This is a genomic window from Paraburkholderia sp. SUR17 (genome assembly GCF_029536165.1).
GTDB lineage: Bacteria > Pseudomonadota > Gammaproteobacteria > Burkholderiales > Burkholderiaceae > Paraburkholderia > Paraburkholderia kururiensis.
Genome location: NZ_CP120509.1, coordinates 1 through 18,519, shown reverse-complemented (window position 1 = coordinate 18,519; position 18,519 = coordinate 1). Strand labels below are relative to the sequence as shown.

Here is an 18,519-nt window from a genome sequence, read left to right as displayed (position 1 = left end):
GCTTCAGAAGCGCAGGCAGCGGACAAGCGGCAATCGGGCTACAGTAACGCCAGCCCGCGCCTCGCCGCCCCGCACTGATGCACCTGGACACAGCCGGCACCGCGGTTTTCAACGACAAGAACGAATACCCGCGTGAAGCCGCTCCCGCTCTCCGCCGCCCGCACCCTGCATCTGGCCGCTCAAGGTCTTGCCACGCCGCCCCGCCGCAAGGCCACCAAGAACGACGTGCTTGCCGCCATCCGACGCATGGCGCAGTTGCAGATCGACACGATTCACGTCGTGGCGCGCAGTCCCTACCTCGTGCTGTTCAGCCGGCTCGGCCCTTATCTGCCGCAGTGGCTCGACGAACATCTGGCCGAACGGCGGCTCTTCGAATACTGGTCGCATGAGGCGTGCTTCGTGCCCATCGAGGACTACGGGCTGCTGCGTCATCGCATGCTCGACCCGGCCGGCATGGGCTGGAAATACGCGGCCGAGTGGCACGACACGCATCGCAACGAGATCGCGAATCTGCTCGAACACATTCGTGCGAGCGGTCCGGTGCGGTCCGCGGACTTCGCCCGCGAAGGCGGCAAAGGCAACGGCTGGTGGGACTGGAAGCCGGAGAAGCGGCATCTGGAGGTGCTCTTCACCACGGGCGAGCTGATGGTCGCCGAGCGCCGCAACTTCCAGCGCGTCTACGATCTGGCCGAGCGCGTGCTGCCCGAATGGAACGATGCGCGCGACCTGCCGTTGCGTGAAAGCGCCGAACGCGAACTTCTGCGGCGCACCTGCCGCGCGCTCGGCGTCGTGCGAGCCGATTGGGCCGCCGACTATTACCGGCTGCCAAAGCGCCCTTATGCAAACGACCTGCACGCCCTCGCCGACGAAGGCGAACTCGTGCCGGTGCGCGTGGACGGCTGGAAGCAGGACACCTTCGTGCATCGCGACGTGGCCCCGCTCATGGACGACGCCTCGCAAGGCAGCGTTGCGTCGACGGTGACCACGGTGCTTTCGCCATTCGATCCGGTGGTGTGGGACCGCAAACGCGCGCTGACGTTATTCGATTTCGATTACGCGATTGAATGCTATGTGCCGGCGGCGAAGCGCAAGTATGGCTACTTCGTGCTGCCACTGTTGAGCCGGGGGAAGCTCGTGGGTCGGGTGGACGCCAAGGCTCATCGGGCGGAAGGGGTGTTCGAACTGAAGTCGGTACATCTGGAACCGGGCGTACGCGTAAGCGGCCGGCTCACCGACGACCTGCGGCGTGCCCTGCAGCGCTGCGCCGACTGGCATGGCACACCGCAGCTTCAGGTGACGGCTGGCCCGCGCGAACTTGTGAAGGCGTTGCGCGCGAGCGGCTGAATTGTGGGTTCGCCGCCCTCTCGCTCGGCCGCTACGCGCTCAACGATCGATCTTCACGCGCAGCTCGCGCGCCGTCTCGAGCAGGCCTTCGTATCCGGACCGAGCGTGCTCGGGTAGATCCGGATCTCCCACCAGCGCGCCCAGCGTTTCGATCAGGCTGTACAGAATGCCCTTCGCGGCGCCCGCCGCCATGCTGCCCGACTTCACGCCTTCATCCACGTGAGAAAGTGCGGCGTCTAGATGCTCGAAATCGGCCGGCGTCGTGCCGCGCTTGTCTTGCGTCTTGTCCTGAATGTCGTGCTTTTGCGAACCATCGCTCGTCATGATGAACTGCCTCTCGTTGCTGTGAACCGGTATGCGGATGAACGACCGTAAGCCGATCGGTAATGTCGGTTATATACCGATCGGCTTCGGCCGTCCATTCGGTAGCGCAAGACGCGCGATGGTTCGCACGGCGATCTGCGTGCACGCTTTCCGGGTCCCGAAAATTCTCACCTTTGCGTGTTGAGGCGATTGCGCTTACCACGTGATGGGCGTTGATTGCCATGTTCGACGCTATCGCTCGTCGTGCTGAAATGCCTTGAAAAACAGGGGTCTTCGCATTCAGCGACGCAATGCGAAGGTGAGCGCCCGGCGTACGTATCCCTCTCGAAGCGGTCTTGCAGCGGCGGTCCTGAAAACGCTCACCTTTCGCGCACACGCGCTTCGAGCCGCCCGTGACTCCGCTCGATTGCAGACTCCGCTTGCCGCACCAGCGGCGCCGTCGGACCAACGGCCAGGCTTGCATCGAACGATGTCCCACCTCGCTCGCTCCTTTCCGGATTATCGAGAATACCCCTTGAAATCAAGGCTCTTTTGAGCAGCGGACGTGTGGCATCGGCTGCGGTCCATGTTCCGCCACGCGACGAAGCACAGCATCGCTGTTGCGCGTGAGGCAAGCAGCAAGCTCGTTCGCATTGCTACTAACCGCAGCACAGCGCACCGTGATGCGAGCCATCGCGCGCCCCCCGAAAATCCTCACCTTTCGTCGTTCGTAGGCCAACCGCAAGGCGCCGAAACGAGCGGTAACCACCGTCTGTGTCCGGTCGCTTGACGCTCCCTCATGCCGGTTTCAGACTGGACGCCCTTCCCCGCACACGCTCTCATCGCCATGCCGTCCACCATCCCGTTTGTCGCCGGCCGCTTTCACGACGCCGCCGCGCATTACCTGGCGGGGCGGCCCGCCTATTCGCCAGGCTTGATCCGCCGCGTCGCGCAAGCGTGCCGGCTGGACGGCACGCAACGGCTGCTCGACCTGGGCTGCGGTCCCGGTCAGCTATCGCTCGCGTTTTCGACATGGGTGGCAAGCGCAGTCGCCATCGACCCCGAGCCCGCCATGCTCGACATGGCTACGCAACTCACGGCGGGCGTTGCTCCCAACATCGAATATCGCCAGGGAAGCTCCTACGATCTCTCGCCTGAGTTGGGTCGTTTCCAGATCACGGTGATCGGCCGCGCGTTTCACTGGATGGATCGCGCCGATACCCTCGCGCGTCTCGATGGTCTGATGGATGCGAGCGGCGCCGTCGTGCTGTTCAACACGTCGATACTCGACGACCCGCTGAACCCTTGGTCGGCCCAGTACCGGGCGCTGCTGGATCAATACGCGAACCGCGACCCCGCGCGTGCGCAGCGCCGCTCGGAGGATTGGGAAAGCCACGACGACGTGCTCTCGCAATCGCCGTTCGCGTCGCTTGAACGGATATCGGTGGTGGAGCGAAGACGGGTCTCGGTGGAACAGTTGAAGGCGCGTCCGCTTTCCATGTCGAGCCTCTCGCGTGAGCGGCTGGGCGAAGCGCAAGACGAACTGCTGAACGCCATCGACGAACTTCTGCGCGAGCACGCAAACGTTGGCTGGCTCACGGAGCGCGTCGAGTCGACGGCTCATATCGCGACGCGATAGTCAGCCGACGCGCAGTCTGTACGTTGCGCAGCCAGTTGCAGACCGCGTTCGTCCAGCGGCTTGCCGCTAGAAGAGTCGCGGCGTGCCCACCCACACGAGCACGGCTTCTTCGTTGCCCGTGTTCGTCCAGCTATGCGGCACCGTGGATTCGTAGTGCGCGCTGTCGCCGGCTTGCAGCACGAAGGTCTTGCCTTCGAGCGTGAGCGACATCTCGCCGGAAATCACGTACAGGAACTCTTCGCCCGCGTGTGTCGTGACCTCGGACTCGTGCTGCCCCGTGGGCATGCGCACCAGAATGGCTTCCAGCTGCCGCCCGCCCGTAACGTTCGTCATGCGGGCGAACAGGTCGGCCGAATCGGCAAAGCCGAAGAACTTGAGGTCTTCCTTGCGGCACACCGAACGTTCTTCGCTGGGCGTATCGACGAAGTACTGCACCTTCACGCCGAGCGCAGAGGCGATACCGACCAGCGACGTAATAGAAGGCGTCGCAAGGCCACGCTCCACCTGCGACAGGAACGGCTTTGAAATCCCCGCGGCCGTTGCCGTTTCATCCAGCGTGCGTCGCAACCTGAGCCTTAACGAACGAATCTTGCTGCCCAGTTCGACGGCTGGGCCCATCTTTTCGCTACTTGAAGCCATGACAGGACGAGAAGCGCCGTAAAAATAGTTTGGTCTTGGTTAATCAAGTTTGATATTGAGCGCCCCGCGCTTCACGCGTTTTGATCGAGACGAACCTGCTATCTTGCCAGAAAGCCAACCTGAATTGGCTTCACAAAAAGGTAGTGCAAGCCCCTGGTTCGGCCCGTTTCAGCGCAGGACGGATGGCCAGATCAGCGCTGTTTCTACCGGACCGGCCGCTCCTGGGTTCCCGTAAATCCTCACCTTTCAGCCTTTCAGGACAAGGACGTCATCATGGCAAAGATCGGTTTCATCGGACTCGGCATCATGGGCGCGCCCATGGCGCTCAACCTTCAGAAGGGCGGCCACACGCTATTCGTCTACAAGCGCAGCGGCGAATTGCCGGCCGGTCTCGCGCAAGGCGGAGCAACGCGCTGCAAGTCGTCGAAGGAAGTCGCGCAAGAGGCCGAGTTCATCATCACGATGCTGCCGGATACGCCCGACGTGGAAGCCGTGCTGTTCGGCGCCGACGGCGTGGCAGAGGGGCTCGCGCCCGGCAAGACGGTGATCGACATGAGCTCCATCGCGCCGCTGCAGACCAAGGCGTTCGCGCAAAAGATCACGGCGCTAGGTTGCGATTATCTCGATGCACCGGTGTCGGGCGGCGAAGTGGGCGCCAAGGCCGCGACGCTCACGATCATGGTGGGTGGAAGCGACGCTGCCTTTCAGCGCGCAAAGCCGCTCTTCGATTTGATGGGCAAGAACGTCACGCTGGTAGGCGAGAGCGGCGCGGGACAGACCTGCAAGGTGGCCAACCAGATCATCGTTGCGCTCACCATCGAGGCGGTGGGGGAGGCGCTGCTGTTCGCCTCGAAGGCCGGCGCCGACCCGGCACGCGTACGCGAGGCGCTGATGGGCGGCTTCGCGTCGTCGCGAATTCTGGAAGTGCACGGCGAGCGCATGATCAAACGAACCTTCGACCCGGGCTTTCGCATCGAGCTACACCGCAAGGACCTGGGGCTCGCGCTCGAAGGCGGCAAGGCGATGGGCGTGCCGCTGCCGAACACGGCGACGTGTCAGCAGCTTTTCAGCCTGTGTCACGCGCACGGTACGGGGCAGCTCGACCACTCGGCGCTCGTGCGGGCGCTGGAAATCATGGCCAATCACACGGTGGCGTGACGCGGCGCCACGGCGGCGTTGAAGTCGCGTGTCGCGATGCGTGCCTCGCACGGGCGCAAGGCCTCGCAGGAACTCACACGCAACGCGATGCAAGGCACGCCGTCAATCAAACCGGCGCGGCGCCCCGAAGACGAGGCGCCGCACCGTGTTGAACCACTCCGTTCAACGTCAGCGAAACATTACTTCGCCAACGCACTGCGCAACGCCGCGTTCGCCTGGCTTACCGCGCCACGCGCCGCCGGCGTATTGGCCAGCGCGTTCAGCATCACGAAGTCGTGAATCGTGCCGTTGTATCGCACCGACGTGACCGGCACGCCCGCTTGCGTCAGCTTGCGTGCATACGCTTCGCCTTCGTCGCGCAGCACGTCGTTTTCGTCGGTGATCACGAGCGCGGGCGGCAGGCCCTTGAGATCGTCCAGGCTCGCGCGCAGCGGCGACGCCGTGATCTTCGCGCGGTCGGCCTCGTTGGGCGCGTACGCGTCCCAGAACCACTTCATCGCGGCCTTCGTCAGCCACGGGCCGTTCGCGAATTCGTTATACGAGCCGTCTTCGAAGTTGGCGTCCGTCACCGGATAGAACAGCACCTGGTAGCGCAGCTTCGGACCACCGCGCTCCTTCGCCAGCAGCGTGACCGCCGCCGTCATGTTGCCGCCCACGCTGTCGCCAGCCACGGCAATACGGTTTGCGTCGATGCCAAATTCCGCCGGATGCTTCGCCACGTACGCCGTCGCGGCATACGCCTGCTCGATGGGCACGGGGTACTGTGCTTCGGGCGAACGGTCGTAATCGACGAAGATCACGGCCACGTGCGCGCCGTTGGCGATCTCGCGAATCAGACGGTCGTGCGTGTTCTTGTCGCCCAGCACCCAGCCGCCGCCGTGGAAATACACCACCGCGGGCAGCACGCTCTTCGCGCCCTTCGGCTTGACGATGCGCACCGCGACTTTGCCGGTGGGACCTACAGGCAGTACGCGGTCTTCCTCTTGCGCCGGCAGCTTCGCCACGGACTGCGACTGCGCGCCCGCCAGCACGTTGCGGGCGTCGGCCGGCGAGAGCGTGTAGATGGGCGGGCCTGCGTGCGCGGCAAGGCTGTCGATAAAAGCCTGTGTGGTGGGCTCGAGCACCGGCGCGGCCTGCGCGGCGGTCGAAGCGACGGCCGCGCCGAGCGCGGCTGCAATGGCGAGTTTCTTGAAGGCGACCACGATGTTGCTCCTTGTTCGAACGGGCGATGACGGCGGGCCTACGCGTTGTCGTTGAGCGCGGCGTCACCGCGTCATCGCTCGAAGCTATCTACCAATAGGTAGATTGAGTGATCCAAAAAAAGGCCCTTCCCTGCAGCTCCGGAAGAACCCTCCAGATTTCGTGCGGCTACGTCTGTGCTCGGCGCGAGCCTTAGAGCACAACGAGCTTCACGTCGATGTTGCCGCGCGTCGCGTTCGAGTACGGGCACACGATATGAGCCGCTTCGACGATACGTTCCGCGGTTTCACGCGCGAGACCAGGCAGAGAGATGCGCAGTTCCACCTCGATGCCGAAGCCCGTAGGAATCGCGCCGATACCCACGCTGCCTTCAACGGAGCCGTCGGCCGGGAATGCGACTTTCTCGCGCGCCGCAACAAACTTCATGGCGCCGAGGAAACACGCCGAGTAGCCCGCGGCGAATAACTGCTCGGGGTTCGTGCCTTCGCCGCCCGCGCCGCCCAGTTCCCGCGGCGTGGTGAGCTTCACATCCAGCACGCCGTCCGACGACGTTGAACGGCCATCGCGGCCACCGGTTGCACGGGCATGAGCGCGGTACAGCACTTTTTCGATCGACATGATTGACTCCTGAGTTGAGAAGAGAACGTCCACTGTGCTTCGATTCGACTAAAAACTATCTACTACTAGATAGACAACAGAACACAAAAACACTCGTCATCGGCGCCTGCCAAGATCTTTGTCTTGCGGGCGCCGCCTACGCATTCGTCATGCAATCTTCACAGCATTGACCACGTCGTCGAGCCGCGCCTTCGAGTGAAACAGGCGGCTTGCCAGCACGCTGCCCTGGAACGACGCATACAACGCACGCGCAGCGCTTTCCACCTTGCCGTTCACGCGCAGCGTGCCGCGTGCTTCGCCTTCGGCCAGGACACCGGCCAGCCAGGCTTCGTTCGTCTTGAAGAACGCCTGCACGGCCTGGCGCACGTTGTCGGGCAGCGACTCGATGTCCGCGGCCAGCATGCCGCACAGGCAAATCTGGTCGCCGTTGCCCATCACGAGGCCGAACTGCTTCGCGTAGCGCTCGAGCTTCTTTTCGGGCGGCAGCGCTTCGTCGATACCGCGCAACGCGGAAAGCACTTCCGAGCTGTACACGTTCACCGCTTCGAGCACCAGGTCTTCCTTCGTCGGGAAGTAGTAGTGAATGCTCGACGTCTTCACGCCCACCAGGTCCGCAAGGTCGCGATAGCTGAAGCCGTTGTAGCCCCGCGTCATCAGTAATGACTGGGCGTGCTGCAGAACCTGATCGCGGACAGTTGGCGTTTCCATGGGTCGAACTATATCTATCGATTAGTAGATAGTCAAGTAGAAATTTTCGGTAACGCGAGCGAGGCACCTGTCCCTCATTCGCAGCGCCGCGTCAGGCGGTCGATCTCGCGCAGGAAAACCCTGGAAGCGAGGTGGCGGCACTCAAGTGATTTCAGGCCCTTGCCGTTAATGCCGGCCATATACCTCCGCGTTGCGAACCGGCGCTGCTCACCCGCGCCGTGCACCGCACGAGCGTTCGAACTTACCCACAGACACAAGCCCATCATGTTTTCACGTCTCTCCATCACGGCGCGCCTGTTCGCCACATTGGGGCTGGTCGGCATGCTCACCATCGCGACCGGGCTGCTGGGCCAGGTCGGCATGCGCAGCTCCAACGAGGCGCTCAAGGAAGCGTATTCGCACCAACTGGCATCGTCGATCGCCATTGGCAAAGCGAACCTGAATCTCACGATCGTTCGCACGACGTTGGACCGCGTGCTGCTCCATCCGGACTCGCCCGACCGTTCCGCGCTGATCGACAAGGCGCTCAACTACCTTGCGGTTTCCGACCGCGCCTGGGCCGACTACCAGCACGTTCAGCGCGGGCCGGACGAACAGGCGCTCGCCGACGCCGTGAGCAACGCGCGCAGCACGTTCCTTCAGCAAGCCATCCTGCCAATGATCGACGCGATGAAGCGCGGCGACCACGACGCAGCGGACAAAATCGCGATGACCGTGGTGCCGCCGTTTTCGGTTGCGCTCACGAAGTCGTCCGACGCCCTGGCGGCCTGGCAGCTCAAGGCCGGTCAGGACGCCTTCGATTCGGCCCAGCAGCAGTCCGCCACGCTGCGCGGCGCCGGCATCGCGCTGATCGTGCTGGGGCTCGTGATGTGCGTGGTGTGCGCAATCGGTCTGCAGCGCTCCATCTCGCGGCCGCTTTCGGAGGTGCTCGCGCACCTTCAGCGCATTGCGCGCGGCGACCTCACGAACCGGCTGGAAGCGCGTTCGCACGACGAGATGGGCCAACTCGTGAAGGGGCTCGGCGCGATGCAGTCCGGCCTCGTGGAGACGGTGCAGCAGGTCATGCGCGGCTCCGAATCGATCACGCAGTCCACGCGCGAGATCGCCGCCGGCAACAACGACCTCTCGCAACGCACCGAAGAACAGGCCGCGTCGCTGCAGGAAACCGCGGCCAGCATGGAGCAGCTCACGTCCACCGTGAAGCAGAACGCCGACAACGCGCGACAGGCGCACGGCCTCGCCGAACAGGCGTCGCAGATCACGGCGCGCGGCGCGACCGTGGTGAGCGACGTGATCGGCACCATGAGCGACATCGACCGCAGTTCGCAGCGCATCGTCGACATCATTGGCGTCATCGAGGGCATCGCGTTCCAGACCAACATCCTCGCGCTGAATGCGGCCGTGGAAGCGGCGCGCGCCGGCGAACAGGGCCGCGGCTTCGCCGTGGTGGCGAGCGAAGTGCGCTCGCTCGCGCAGCGCTCCGCGGTGGCCGCCAAGGAGATCAAGGAACTGATCGGCGATTCGGTGGACCGCGTCACCGCAGGCTCGCGGCTCGTGGGCACGGCCGGCGAAACGATGGAGGAAATCCGGCGCGCCATCGCGCAGGTGGCGGGCATCATGAACGAGATCTCCGCGGCGTCCAACGAGCAGAGCGACGGCATCGAGCAGGTCAATGTCGCGGTCTCGCAGATGGACCAGGTGTCGCAGCAGAACGCGGCGCTGGTCGAACAGGCGTCGGCTGCGGCGATGTCGCTGGAGGAACAGGCGAGCGCGCTGCAGCAGGCGGTGTCGAAGTTCCGGCTCGCTTACTAAGCGGCGCATTGAGCGCCCGCACGGAGGGGTGCACAGAAGGAGCACTGAAAGCCCGTGCGCTGAAGCATGGGCAGCGTTGCGGTATCGTAGTTCTTCCTATCCGTCAGAGGAGCAACGATGGCAACCACCCCCTACGCAAAGACCGCGCCCTCGCGCGAAGACGTGGCGGCGCTGCCCGGCGCCGCGGTCGTGGAGTTCGGCACCGACTGGTGCGGCTACTGCCAGGGCGCGCAGCCGCTCATTTCGCAGGCCTTCGCCCAACACGAAGGCGTGCAGCACCTGAAAGTGGAAGACGGGCCTGGCAGGCCGCTCGGCCGCTCGTTCAAGGTCAAGCTGTGGCCCACGCTGATCTTCCTGCGCGACGGCAACGAAGTGGCACGCGTGGTGCGTCCGAACAATGTCGATGAGATCGAAGAGGCGTTTGGAGCGCTGAACTGACGCCGCACGCCTCCCGAAAACCTTCACCTTTGATGCCGCCGAAGGGCTTGTACAACGAGGGTGGAGACCGTGCAGACCTAACGGCAGGCCGTCGAAACGTCCCGAAAACCCTCACCTTTGGGTCTAAACGGCGGCATCTGGGAGCGAACGGCGTCGCGCCGCCTCACCGTTGGGCCCGCTCCCGAAAATCCTCACCTGTGTGCTGCGCAGGGGCTTGCCTGGCACTGGTGTTGCAGGCTTTTTCCGGGAACGACGCTTCCAGATAGACCGCAAACACGAGGCACGACAAGCCGGAAAGCCCTTGTTTTAGGGCACTTTGTGCGTTTTCCTGCGTGGAAACCGGCTCGGGCCGCGCGGGTCGTGCCTCGTGATGGCACCGACCTGCCCCGGGCGACGGCGGGTACCTGCATGGCTTCCATGACGGGCGAGGGCCGCGTGTTTAGTCTTCGATGAACCTGAGATGCAGCGGTCCGCAGCAGCCGTCCCCCCGTAAATCCTCACCTCACGCGGCCCACGTCCCGAAAACCCTCACCTTTGCCGACGCCGCGGCGCTTTCTACCTCAACTTCACCGAAACAAAGCTGCGCGCGTTATTCCGCTGAATCAGCAGCGAAACGACCTTGCCTGAGCGCGCCACGATCTCGTTGGCCTGGTCCCGCGTTTCCACCAGCGTCTCGTTGAGCGAGAGCACCACGTCGCCGCGCCGAACCCCTGCTTTCGCGGCCGGATTCCGTACGTCGTCCACCATGAGACCCACGGGCAAGCCGGTCGAGCGCCGCTCGCTCTCACTCAATGCGTGCATGACGAGGCCGAGGCGCTCGGTGCCTGCCGCAGTCGGCGCGGCGAGACGCACCGGCACGGGGCCCGCCGCCGCGGCGCGCCCCGAAGCGAAGGCGCCATCGGCTACCGGCCCCGCGCCGGAGTCGTCTGCAACTTGCGCGGCGACTGGCGTGACGCCTGCTGCATCGTCCTCGCTCTTGGCCGTCGCAGTCGCGGCGGCGGCCAGCGTCGTGGTCATCCACCTGCGATTGCGGATCAGCTTCAACGGCGCCTTCGCACCGGGCGGCAGCGCGGCGGCTTCGTTCATGAATTCCGCGGACCGGTCGATCGGCCTTTCGCCGATACGCACGATCACGTCGCCCGCCTTGAGTCCGCTCGCCGCCGCGGGCGAGCCCGCCTCCACGGTATCCACGAGCGCGCCCGCCGCGCGCGGCAATCCGACCGCCGCCGCAAGCCCGGGGCTCACGTCCTCCACGTCTACGCCGAGTCCGTTTCCCGACGGCGGCTTTTGCGCCTGCGCCTGCAACTGCGTGCGCACCTTGTTCGCCGTGTTGATCGGAATGGCGAAGGTCAGGCTGTTGTAGCCGTCGGCATCGGCGTAGACCTGCACGTCGATGCCCACCACCTCGCCTGCACGGTTGAAGATGGGGCCGCCCGAGTTGTCGGGATTGAGGGCCACGTCGGTCTGGAAGAACGGAAAGCTGCTGCCGTCGGGCAGCACACGCGACGTCGTGCTGACAATGCCGGCCGTCACCGCATTGTCGACGCCGTCCGGCGAACCGATGGTCAGCACCGGCTCGCCAGGCCGCACGTGCGACGAGTCGCCCAGCTTCACGGCGGGCAGCTTCGTGGCGTCGATCTGCAACACGGCTACGCCGCTCGGCACATCCACCGCGAGCACTTTCGCCTTGAACTCGCGTTTGTCGGTGAGGCGGACGGTGACCTCGTCGGCATCGTCCACGACGTGCGCGGCCGTGAGGATCAACCCATCCGGGCTGACGATGAAACCCGAACCCGTGCCGATGATGGCGCGCGGTCCGTCCTGGTTTTGCCCCTGCCCTTGCCCCGGCTTCGGCGGCCGCGCGAAAAAAGCAGCGAACGGGTCCGCCGCATCCAGCGGATCCGCCGACGCCGCTTGTGCCTGCCGCGCGTCGCCGCTTGCCACGATGTTGACCACCGCGGGCCCGTATCGCTCGACGATGGAGGGAAAGTCGATTGCAGCCGTGCTGCTGCCGGCAGCGGCAGGCGCTACGCGTTTGGGCACTGGCGGCAGCCGCACCGCGTTCGCCGCGACGGCGAGCGGCGGCGCAGATGCACAGGCAACGAGGATGGCGGCGATCGCCGAGGAGCGAAGGACGGTGCGCGAGAGAGACAGGCGGGACACGGCGCACCTCCGGGTGCGATCGTTGTGGCCACGGCATTGGCGCAAGGCCTGCAAGCCGGGGCGTGTTTTTAATTCTATGTCGCGGCCCGAAAAAGCCGCCCCGGAAAAACACTACCTCGCCATTTGCGAAGTGCCTTGCGCGCGGCGCTCCTCATTTGTTCCGTGCGCTGGCCCACGTACATCCGCACATCGCCCCGCCGCGCACGTGAACCGGCGCACGTTCACGGATTACCCGCGCCGCCCGACTCGCACTCTCGCCATGAACTTGCCGCGTCACATCGCTCGACCGCGCCGAAGCGAGTTCCACATAGACAGAAACGTGCGCGAATTCCGCTGGCGTGCCGGGCAAGCGAAATTCCCGTGTGCGAGGGGGTGACGGGAGGAAGCTAGCGCAGCCTTCGCAAAGGCACGGACGTGAACGGGCATGAGACGCAGAACGTCTGCAATTCTTGCCCGCCGGTTGCAACTGTTCCCGGCCGGCCGCTTGTCGATGCCGGCGCCTGGACCGGTTCCGCTTCACGCCGCTTCACTCCGCTTCGTGCCGCTTCACTCCGGCGGCTCTTCTTCGGGTGCGAAAGGCTGTTCGATGTGGTCGGGCTGGATGTCCGCGTCCTCTTCGAGCGTGGAATCGCCATCCGCAGAGGCGCGCTCGCCCGTGCCGGATTCGTCGGTATCGCTTTGGCGCGCTGCCTCGCCGGTTTCCAGCGCGTGGCTGTCCAGCTCCGTATCGACATCGAACTCGTGACGCTTCGCGCCTGCGATATCGCTACCCGTATCGGACGAATCGCTCGGGCCCAGCGCGCCGGTGTCGTCGCCGTGGCGACCTTCGTCGGCCGGTTCGGGCAGATCGTTGTCGGGATTCAACGTACTCATGGCGGGTTCCTCGGTAATCGGCTATGTCGTGTGCCTTGCATGACGAGCAACGCGCGTTCCGCGCGCGGACGCCACGCGCCGAACTGTGGCGGCGGCATGGCCGTTGCTGTTCTTTCAAGGCATCCATTGCAACCTTCAAGGAGATCCAGCCATGCCCGACACCCGTCAATCCAACACCGCTCCCGCGAACCCGCAAAAGAGCCGCGATCACGGGCAACAGCAGCAGAACCAGCAAAAGCAGCCGCAACACCAGGGCGGGCAGCGCCAGCCATAGCTGCGCACGCGGCATTCATCGCGGGCGTGCAGAAGCGAATGCGCAGCCCGCGACGCTTGCCCAACACCCGTGTCGCACCCACACGACATTCGCCAACTCACTCACAGGAGCCGTATCCATGTCACCCACAAGCCGCCCCGACGCGCCGCTTCCCGAACAGGAACAGCGCAACGTTCCCGGCCATACCGGCCCCATGGACCCCCAGCCCGATCACGGCGAGCGCAGTTACAAGGGATCGGAACGTCTTGCAGGCAAGGCCGCCATCATCACCGGAGCCGACAGCGGCATCGGCCGCGCCGTGGCCATCGCATTTGCTCGCGAGGGCGCGGACGTGCTGATCGCGTATCTGGACGAGCACGAAGACGCGAAGGAAACGGCACGCTGGGTGGAAGAAGCCGGCCGCAAGGCCGTGCTCGTGGCGGGAGACGTGGCGGACCGCGAGCACTGCCGCGAGATCGTGCGGCGCGCGGTGGAGGCGTTCTCGCGCATCGACGTGCTGGTCAACAACGCGGCCTACCAGATGACGCACGAAACGCTCGAAGAAGTCACCGACGACGAATGGGACCGCACCTTCGATACGAACATCGGCGCAATGTTTCGGATCACTAAAGCTGCGCTGCCGCATATGAAGCCCGGGGCCGCCATCGTCAACACGGCGTCCGTGAATGCCGACAAGCCGCGCCCCACGCTGCTGCCCTACGCCACCACGAAGGGGGCCATCCAGAACTTCACGGGCGGCCTTGCGCAACTGCTGGCCGAGCGCGGCATTCGCGCCAACTGCGTGGCGCCGGGGCCTATCTGGACGCCGCTGATTCCGTCGACCATGCCGCCCGAGCAGGTGAAGCAGTTCGGCGCCAACGTACCGATGAAGCGGCCCGGCCAGCCTGCCGAACTCGCGCCCGTGTATGTGATGCTCGCCTCGAACGAAGCGAGCTACGTGTCGGGCGCGACCGTGGCAGTCACGGGCGGCGTGCCGATCATCTGATCCTCCGATCCAGATTCAGGGCGGCGCGGCCGGTTAGTGCCGGTTAGCGCCGGTCTGTGCCGGTCAGCCGCCGCCCTTGCGATCGGCGCGCGCGTCGCCTTCGGTGTGCGCGCTTGCCTCGCCCGCGCCGCGCGCCGGTTCATCGTCCGGCGATCTCACGCCGTTCACGTTCAGATATGGCGCGGCCTCTTCGGCGTTCTGCGCCGCTCGCCCACCCTGGCCCGGCAACTCCGGCATGTCGCCGGAGCCCAGCGGCACCTCGGCGGTCTGATGCGGATGCTGATTGCCGCGCGGCGGCATCAAGTCTTCTCTCGGCGTGGGTTGATCGAAGCTGCCAGGCGTGCCGCGCGCACGCGGCTCTGCCTGGTCGCTCGACGTCGTTTGGGTTTGTGAAGATGCGCGAGGCGCTTTCGATGCAGTCTCCTGCTGCGAAATAGCCTGTGGAGTGGCCTGCGAAATAGCCCGCGAAGTAGCGGTAGCAGCGCGGTCGCCGCGTTCCCGTTGGGACGGCGCGCCCGCGGCCCGCGTGGTGAGATTCGTCATGGTGGCTCCTTCGTGGCCACGGCGGCACAGCGGCACGCGAGGCTCGCCGCCGCGCTGACCTGCGCGGCGGCGAGCGCCTGCCCTCAGCCTCATGCCGGCCATGGCGGCTTGCTGCTGCTCATTGCTTCAGCTCATTGCTTCCAGTTCATTGCCTCAGCTCACTCGCAAGGCTCATTGCCCCTTCGTGTCGCTGCTCGCGTCGGCGCCGGGCATGTTGGTGCGATCCGTCATCGGCTTCTTCGCGTGATGCTTCTTCATCGTGCGCTGTGAGTCGAGGTGGAGTTCATGCTCGTGCCCGTGCTGGCGGTGGGACCGGCCACGGCGTTGGCCGGCGTGTTCGGTCCGTTCGCGTTGCCGCCTGCCGAACCGCCGCCGCCGTTCGCGCCGCCCGCGGCCGCGGTACCGCCTCCGCCCGCCGAACCTTGTGCGAACGCCGCGCCGCCCGCGCTCGTCACTGCCAGCAGAATCGAAATGAAGATCGCCTTCGTGTATTTCATGACATGTCCTCCGTAGTTGGAAAGGCCTGGAACGGGCCAGGGAACGGCCTGAAAAAGCAGCCGTAGCGGCCGCGAGGCAAAACCATCGCCCTCCCAGCAACTCAGCAATGCATGTGCCGCGCGAACCGCGCCGCACATCCGTCGCTCGCGGCATGACCCGGTAGCACCCCTATCGCAATACCGCAATACGGCCGGGCACGCGCGTTGCAACGGACAAGCAGTCCGCACTCGTGCAGAAGGGAGGTAACCATGGCAGCCCAGTCGAAAGAAAAGATCGAGCATCCGAATGAGGACCGCAGCGAAAAGCAGATCGACGAATCCGTCGAGCACACCTTCCCGGCAAGCGATCCGCCGGCTACCGGCGGCACGACGCGCATCGTTCCCGACGACGATGACGGGCTCGACGATTCGCCCATGGAGTCGCCCACTGCCCCCGCACAGCCGCGCACCGGCGGCACGAAGTAGCGGGGTGGCCGGAAGATGGCGACACACCATCGGCATGCCGTCGACCTGCATAAGGCGCGTCCACAATGAGCGGAGGCGACGAACCGCGTGCGCCCGGCAGCGGCGCGAATGCCGCAAGCGACCCGACTCGCGCCGCCGCGCCGCGCGAGCCCGACAACGCGCACGGCAAAGATGCCGGCAAAGACGCCGAAAAGAACGCGGGCAACGAGTCGCGCAACAGCAGCGAAGCCAACAACGGGACCGGCAACAACGGCGACCACGACCGCGACCGAAGCGACAAAGGCAACGGCGACGGCGACGGCAACGGCAAACGCAACAGCAACGAAGGCCAGGGCGAAAACAAGCCCGGCCGCCGCTCGCGCAAGCCCTTGCTGATTCTCGGCGCCGTGATCGTGGTGCTCGGTATCGTCGCGTTCGGCTGGTGGTTTGCCACGCGCAACCAGGAAAGCACGGACGACGCCTACACCGACGGCAACGCCATCACGATTGCCCCGAAGGTGTCGGGCTACGTCGTGCGGCTCGCCATCAACGACAACGTCTACGTCCATCAGGGCGACCTGCTGGTTCAGATCGACCCGCGCGACTACCAGGCCCAGGTGGATGCGGCACAGGCGCAGCTTGGTCTCGCACGCGCGCAGTTGAATGCCGCGCAGGTGCAACTGGACATTGCGCGCGTGCAGTACCCCGCGCAGTACGCGCAGGCCCGTGCGCAGATCGCATCGGCCGAGGCGAACCTGAAGCAGGCGCAGGCCGCGTACGAACGCCAGCACGCCGTGGACGTGCGCGCCACCTCGCAGCAGAACATCGACGTGGCCGACGCCCAGCGTCAGACCGCCGACGCAAACGTCGCCCAGGCGCGCGCGCAATTACAGACGGCGAAGCTCGTACCGCAGCAGATTCGCCAGGCCGCCGCCGCCGTGGAAGAGCGCTTGCAGCAGGTGCGGCAGGCAGAGGCGCAGGTCGAGCAGGCAAAGCTGAACCTGGCGTGGTGCGAAGTGCGCGCGCCATCGGACGGCTGGGTCACGCGTCGCAACGTGCAGTACGGCACCTTCCTGCAGGCAGGCACGACGATGTTCTCGCTCGTCACGCCGCAGGTGTGGATCACCGCGAATTTCAAGGAATCGCAACTGGACCGCATGCGCGCGGGCGACCGCGTGAAGATTGGCGTGGACGCCTATCCGCAACTCGAATTGCACGGGCACGTGGATAGCGTGCAGCTGGGCAGCGGCTCGCGCTTCTCGGCGTTTCCCGCCGAAAACGCAACCGGCAACTTCGTGAAGATCGTGCAACGCGTGCCGGTGAAGATCGTGATCGACAGCGGCGTGCCGCGCGATCACAGCTTGCCGCTGGGGCTTTCCGTTACGCCGACGGTTTATCTGAAGTAGACGAAGCGAGCTTTCGACCAAGGGCGGGCACATGAAATGCGCCCTTGGCGAGATCGCGCAAAGCGGGACGTCTCACCTCAAGGCCACGACGTCTCGCGCATCGGCAGCACCATCACTTCAGGAATCACCGTCTCCGGCGGCTGACGCAGCACGAACAGGACGGATTCGGCCACGTTCGCGGGGTCCTGCAACGTCGATGTATCGATGCCCGGAAAGCGGTCCAGCAGGAACGGCGTGCGCATGCCGCCCGCCACTACGGCCGACACCTTGATGCCGAACGGCCGCAGTTCCGCATGCAGGCTGTGCGAGAGCCCGAGCAGCCCCCATTTGCTCGCGTGATACGCGGCGGCATTCGGCCATGCGCGCTTCGCCGCCGTCGATGCAATGTTCACGATGTGTCCGCCGCCTGCGGTCTTCATGTGCATGACCGCGTGACGCGACACCACGAACGGCCCCGTCAGGTTCGTTTGCAGCACGCGCTGCCATTCGGCCACGGTGAGCACGTCGATGGGCTCGGTCACATCCACCGCGGCGTTGTTGACCACCACGTCGAGGCGGCCATGCCGCTGCACGATGCGCCCCACTGCGTCGGCCACCGCGTTGCTGTCCGTCACGTCGAGCGCAATCGCTTCGCAGCAGCCTGCGTCGTCTTTGCCGCCCGTGCTGCGCTCTGCAATGGTGGCGGCGGTACGCTCGGCACCTTCAAGTTTCAGGTCCGCGGCAATCACGTGCACGCCTTCGCGCGCGAGGCTCATGCAGATCTGTGCGCCAAGGCCGCTGCCGCCGCCCGTCACCAGGGCAATGCGTCCGTGCAGGTCGTGCCACGAGGGCGGGGTGGAACGCGTTTGTGCCATCTCGAACTCCATGCTGTAGGGATTGAAGGGAAGTCAAAGCGCACGGACGAACGCCGCGCGCGTACTGAACAAAGCGAAGGAAAGCGGGATAAAAGCCGCTCAGGCGACCGTCGTGGATTCAGGATCGCGCCGCGCGGCACGCGCCTTGGCAAGCGCGCGATACGCCACGGCCACCATCGAGGCAAACGCTTCGTCATACCAGGGATGCGCGCCGCTCACGGCCACCACAATCCCGTCTATCGCGACACTGCCCCACAGCGCGGTGTCGCCGCTCACGAGCAGATGGGGGCGCAGCGTCTGAAGCTCGTGCGAGCCCATGCCGGTGCGCCACGACAGACGCGCCTTGTCGAGCGCGAAGGCACGGTAGTCGGCGTCCCAGGCCGACACGTCGCCTTCCGAATGCTCGCCCACGATGGCCTCTTCGAACGACTGATCGCGCGGGTCCAGCGTGGGCGACATCACGACGATGTGAAGAAAACCGGCGCCGCATATCTCGCGATCGGCAATAGCGGCGCGCACGGCAGGCAAAGCCAGTTCGACGGCGCGCCGCGCGAGTTCGCGCTCCACGGCGCGTGTGGATTCACGAGAAGTGGCGCAAACAAGAGAGGATGGCGTGGTCAA

Annotated in this window: 19 protein-coding genes and 1 pseudogene; 9 read left to right on the top strand and 11 right to left on the bottom strand. The window is 65.3% G+C overall.

The window, feature by feature from the left end:
* Positions 1–132: 132 nt before the first annotated feature.
* Positions 133–1,344: a winged helix-turn-helix domain-containing protein gene (locus P2869_RS17690; protein ID WP_277599019.1), complete on the top strand. Its 1,212-nt coding sequence runs from the start codon at positions 133–135 to the stop codon at positions 1,342–1,344.
* A gap of 39 nt (positions 1,345–1,383) precedes the next feature.
* Here P2869_RS17690 and P2869_RS17685 read toward each other — a convergent pair whose 3' ends face one another.
* A complete protein-coding gene (locus P2869_RS17685) occupies positions 1,384–1,668 on the bottom strand; it encodes a hypothetical protein (RefSeq protein WP_017774203.1) in 285 nt (94 codons plus the stop codon).
* 826 nt (positions 1,669–2,494) lie between these two features.
* On the opposite strand from P2869_RS17685, the gene P2869_RS17680 reads away from it, so the two are divergent.
* Positions 2,495–3,286, top strand: coding sequence for a class I SAM-dependent methyltransferase (locus tag P2869_RS17680; protein ID WP_277599018.1), 792 nt, complete (start codon positions 2,495–2,497; stop codon positions 3,284–3,286).
* 66 nt (positions 3,287–3,352) lie between these two features.
* Here the strand turns inward: P2869_RS17680 and P2869_RS17675 are convergent, their stop codons facing one another.
* Positions 3,353–3,925, bottom strand: a complete 573-nt coding sequence (locus tag P2869_RS17675) for a cupin domain-containing protein (RefSeq protein WP_026121313.1) — start codon at positions 3,923–3,925, stop codon at positions 3,353–3,355.
* Positions 3,926–4,198: 273 nt separating this feature from the next.
* On the opposite strand from P2869_RS17675, the gene P2869_RS17670 reads away from it, so the two are divergent.
* Complete coding sequence (locus P2869_RS17670) at positions 4,199–5,083, top strand: 2-hydroxy-3-oxopropionate reductase (RefSeq protein ID WP_277599017.1); 885 nt, start codon at positions 4,199–4,201, stop codon at positions 5,081–5,083.
* Between the two features lie 179 nt (positions 5,084–5,262).
* On the opposite strand, the gene P2869_RS17665 is transcribed toward P2869_RS17670, so the two are convergent.
* The 3 genes from P2869_RS17665 to P2869_RS17655 all read right to left on the bottom strand — a co-directional run bounded on the left by P2869_RS17665 (position 5,263) and on the right by P2869_RS17655 (position 7,609).
* The gene (locus P2869_RS17665; protein ID WP_277599016.1) at positions 5,263–6,285 is read right to left on the bottom strand and encodes an alpha/beta hydrolase; all 1,023 of its coding nucleotides are present in this window, start codon (positions 6,283–6,285) and stop codon (positions 5,263–5,265) included.
* A 190-nt stretch (positions 6,286–6,475) separates the two neighbouring features.
* A complete protein-coding gene (locus P2869_RS17660) occupies positions 6,476–6,901 on the bottom strand; it encodes an organic hydroperoxide resistance protein (protein WP_017774198.1) in 426 nt (141 codons plus the stop codon).
* A 147-nt stretch (positions 6,902–7,048) separates the two neighbouring features.
* Positions 7,049–7,609: a TetR/AcrR family transcriptional regulator gene (locus P2869_RS17655; protein WP_042300648.1), complete on the bottom strand. Its 561-nt coding sequence runs from the start codon at positions 7,607–7,609 to the stop codon at positions 7,049–7,051.
* Positions 7,610–7,873: 264 nt separating this feature from the next.
* Between P2869_RS17655 and P2869_RS17650 the strand changes: the two genes are divergently transcribed.
* Positions 7,874–9,421 carry a methyl-accepting chemotaxis protein gene (locus tag P2869_RS17650; RefSeq protein ID WP_126875557.1) on the top strand — a complete coding sequence of 516 codons (1,548 nt, stop codon included), beginning with the start codon at positions 7,874–7,876 and terminating at the stop codon, positions 9,419–9,421.
* Positions 9,422–9,538: 117 nt separating this feature from the next.
* Positions 9,539–9,859, top strand: a complete 321-nt coding sequence (locus P2869_RS17645; protein WP_017774194.1) for a thioredoxin family protein — start codon at positions 9,539–9,541, stop codon at positions 9,857–9,859.
* A 555-nt stretch (positions 9,860–10,414) separates the two neighbouring features.
* Here P2869_RS17645 and P2869_RS17640 read toward each other — a convergent pair.
* Together P2869_RS17640 and P2869_RS17635 are read right to left on the bottom strand one after the other, a co-directional pair.
* Positions 10,415–12,022, bottom strand: coding sequence for a trypsin-like peptidase domain-containing protein (locus tag P2869_RS17640; protein ID WP_277599015.1), 1,608 nt, complete (start codon positions 12,020–12,022; stop codon positions 10,415–10,417).
* Positions 12,023–12,568: 546 nt separating this feature from the next.
* On the bottom strand, positions 12,569–12,895 hold the full coding sequence (locus tag P2869_RS17635; RefSeq protein ID WP_017774192.1) for a hypothetical protein: 327 nt from the start codon (positions 12,893–12,895) through the stop codon (positions 12,569–12,571).
* A gap of 151 nt (positions 12,896–13,046) precedes the next feature.
* Between P2869_RS17635 and P2869_RS17630 the strand changes: the two genes are divergently transcribed.
* Together P2869_RS17630 and P2869_RS17625 are read left to right on the top strand one after the other, a co-directional pair.
* The gene (locus tag P2869_RS17630; protein ID WP_017774191.1) at positions 13,047–13,169 is read left to right on the top strand and encodes a hypothetical protein; all 123 of its coding nucleotides are present in this window, start codon (positions 13,047–13,049) and stop codon (positions 13,167–13,169) included.
* A 118-nt stretch (positions 13,170–13,287) separates the two neighbouring features.
* Positions 13,288–14,154, top strand: a complete 867-nt coding sequence (locus P2869_RS17625; RefSeq protein WP_277599014.1) for an SDR family oxidoreductase — start codon at positions 13,288–13,290, stop codon at positions 14,152–14,154.
* Between the two features lie 63 nt (positions 14,155–14,217).
* Here P2869_RS17625 and P2869_RS17620 read toward each other — a convergent pair whose 3' ends face one another.
* Together P2869_RS17620 and P2869_RS17615 are read right to left on the bottom strand one after the other, a co-directional pair.
* Positions 14,218–14,697, bottom strand: coding sequence for a hypothetical protein (locus P2869_RS17620; RefSeq protein WP_277599013.1), 480 nt, complete (start codon positions 14,695–14,697; stop codon positions 14,218–14,220).
* A gap of 171 nt (positions 14,698–14,868) precedes the next feature.
* Positions 14,869–15,194 (bottom strand): annotated as a pseudogene (locus P2869_RS17615) (hypothetical protein).
* 249 nt (positions 15,195–15,443) lie between these two features.
* Between P2869_RS17615 and P2869_RS17610 the strand changes: the two are divergent.
* Positions 15,444–15,659 (top strand): hypothetical protein, encoded by a 216-nt coding sequence (locus P2869_RS17610; RefSeq protein ID WP_017774187.1) that lies wholly within the window; start codon positions 15,444–15,446, stop codon positions 15,657–15,659.
* Positions 15,660–15,724: 65 nt separating this feature from the next.
* Positions 15,725–17,044: an HlyD family secretion protein gene (locus tag P2869_RS17605; RefSeq protein WP_277599012.1), complete on the top strand. Its 1,320-nt coding sequence runs from the start codon at positions 15,725–15,727 to the stop codon at positions 17,042–17,044.
* Positions 17,045–17,121: 77 nt separating this feature from the next.
* Here P2869_RS17605 and P2869_RS17600 read toward each other — a convergent pair whose 3' ends face one another.
* Complete coding sequence (locus P2869_RS17600; RefSeq protein WP_277599011.1) at positions 17,122–17,898, bottom strand: SDR family oxidoreductase; 777 nt, start codon at positions 17,896–17,898, stop codon at positions 17,122–17,124.
* 99 nt (positions 17,899–17,997) lie between these two features.
* Positions 17,998–18,519, bottom strand: a complete 522-nt coding sequence (locus P2869_RS17595) for a hypothetical protein (RefSeq protein ID WP_026121311.1) — start codon at positions 18,517–18,519, stop codon at positions 17,998–18,000.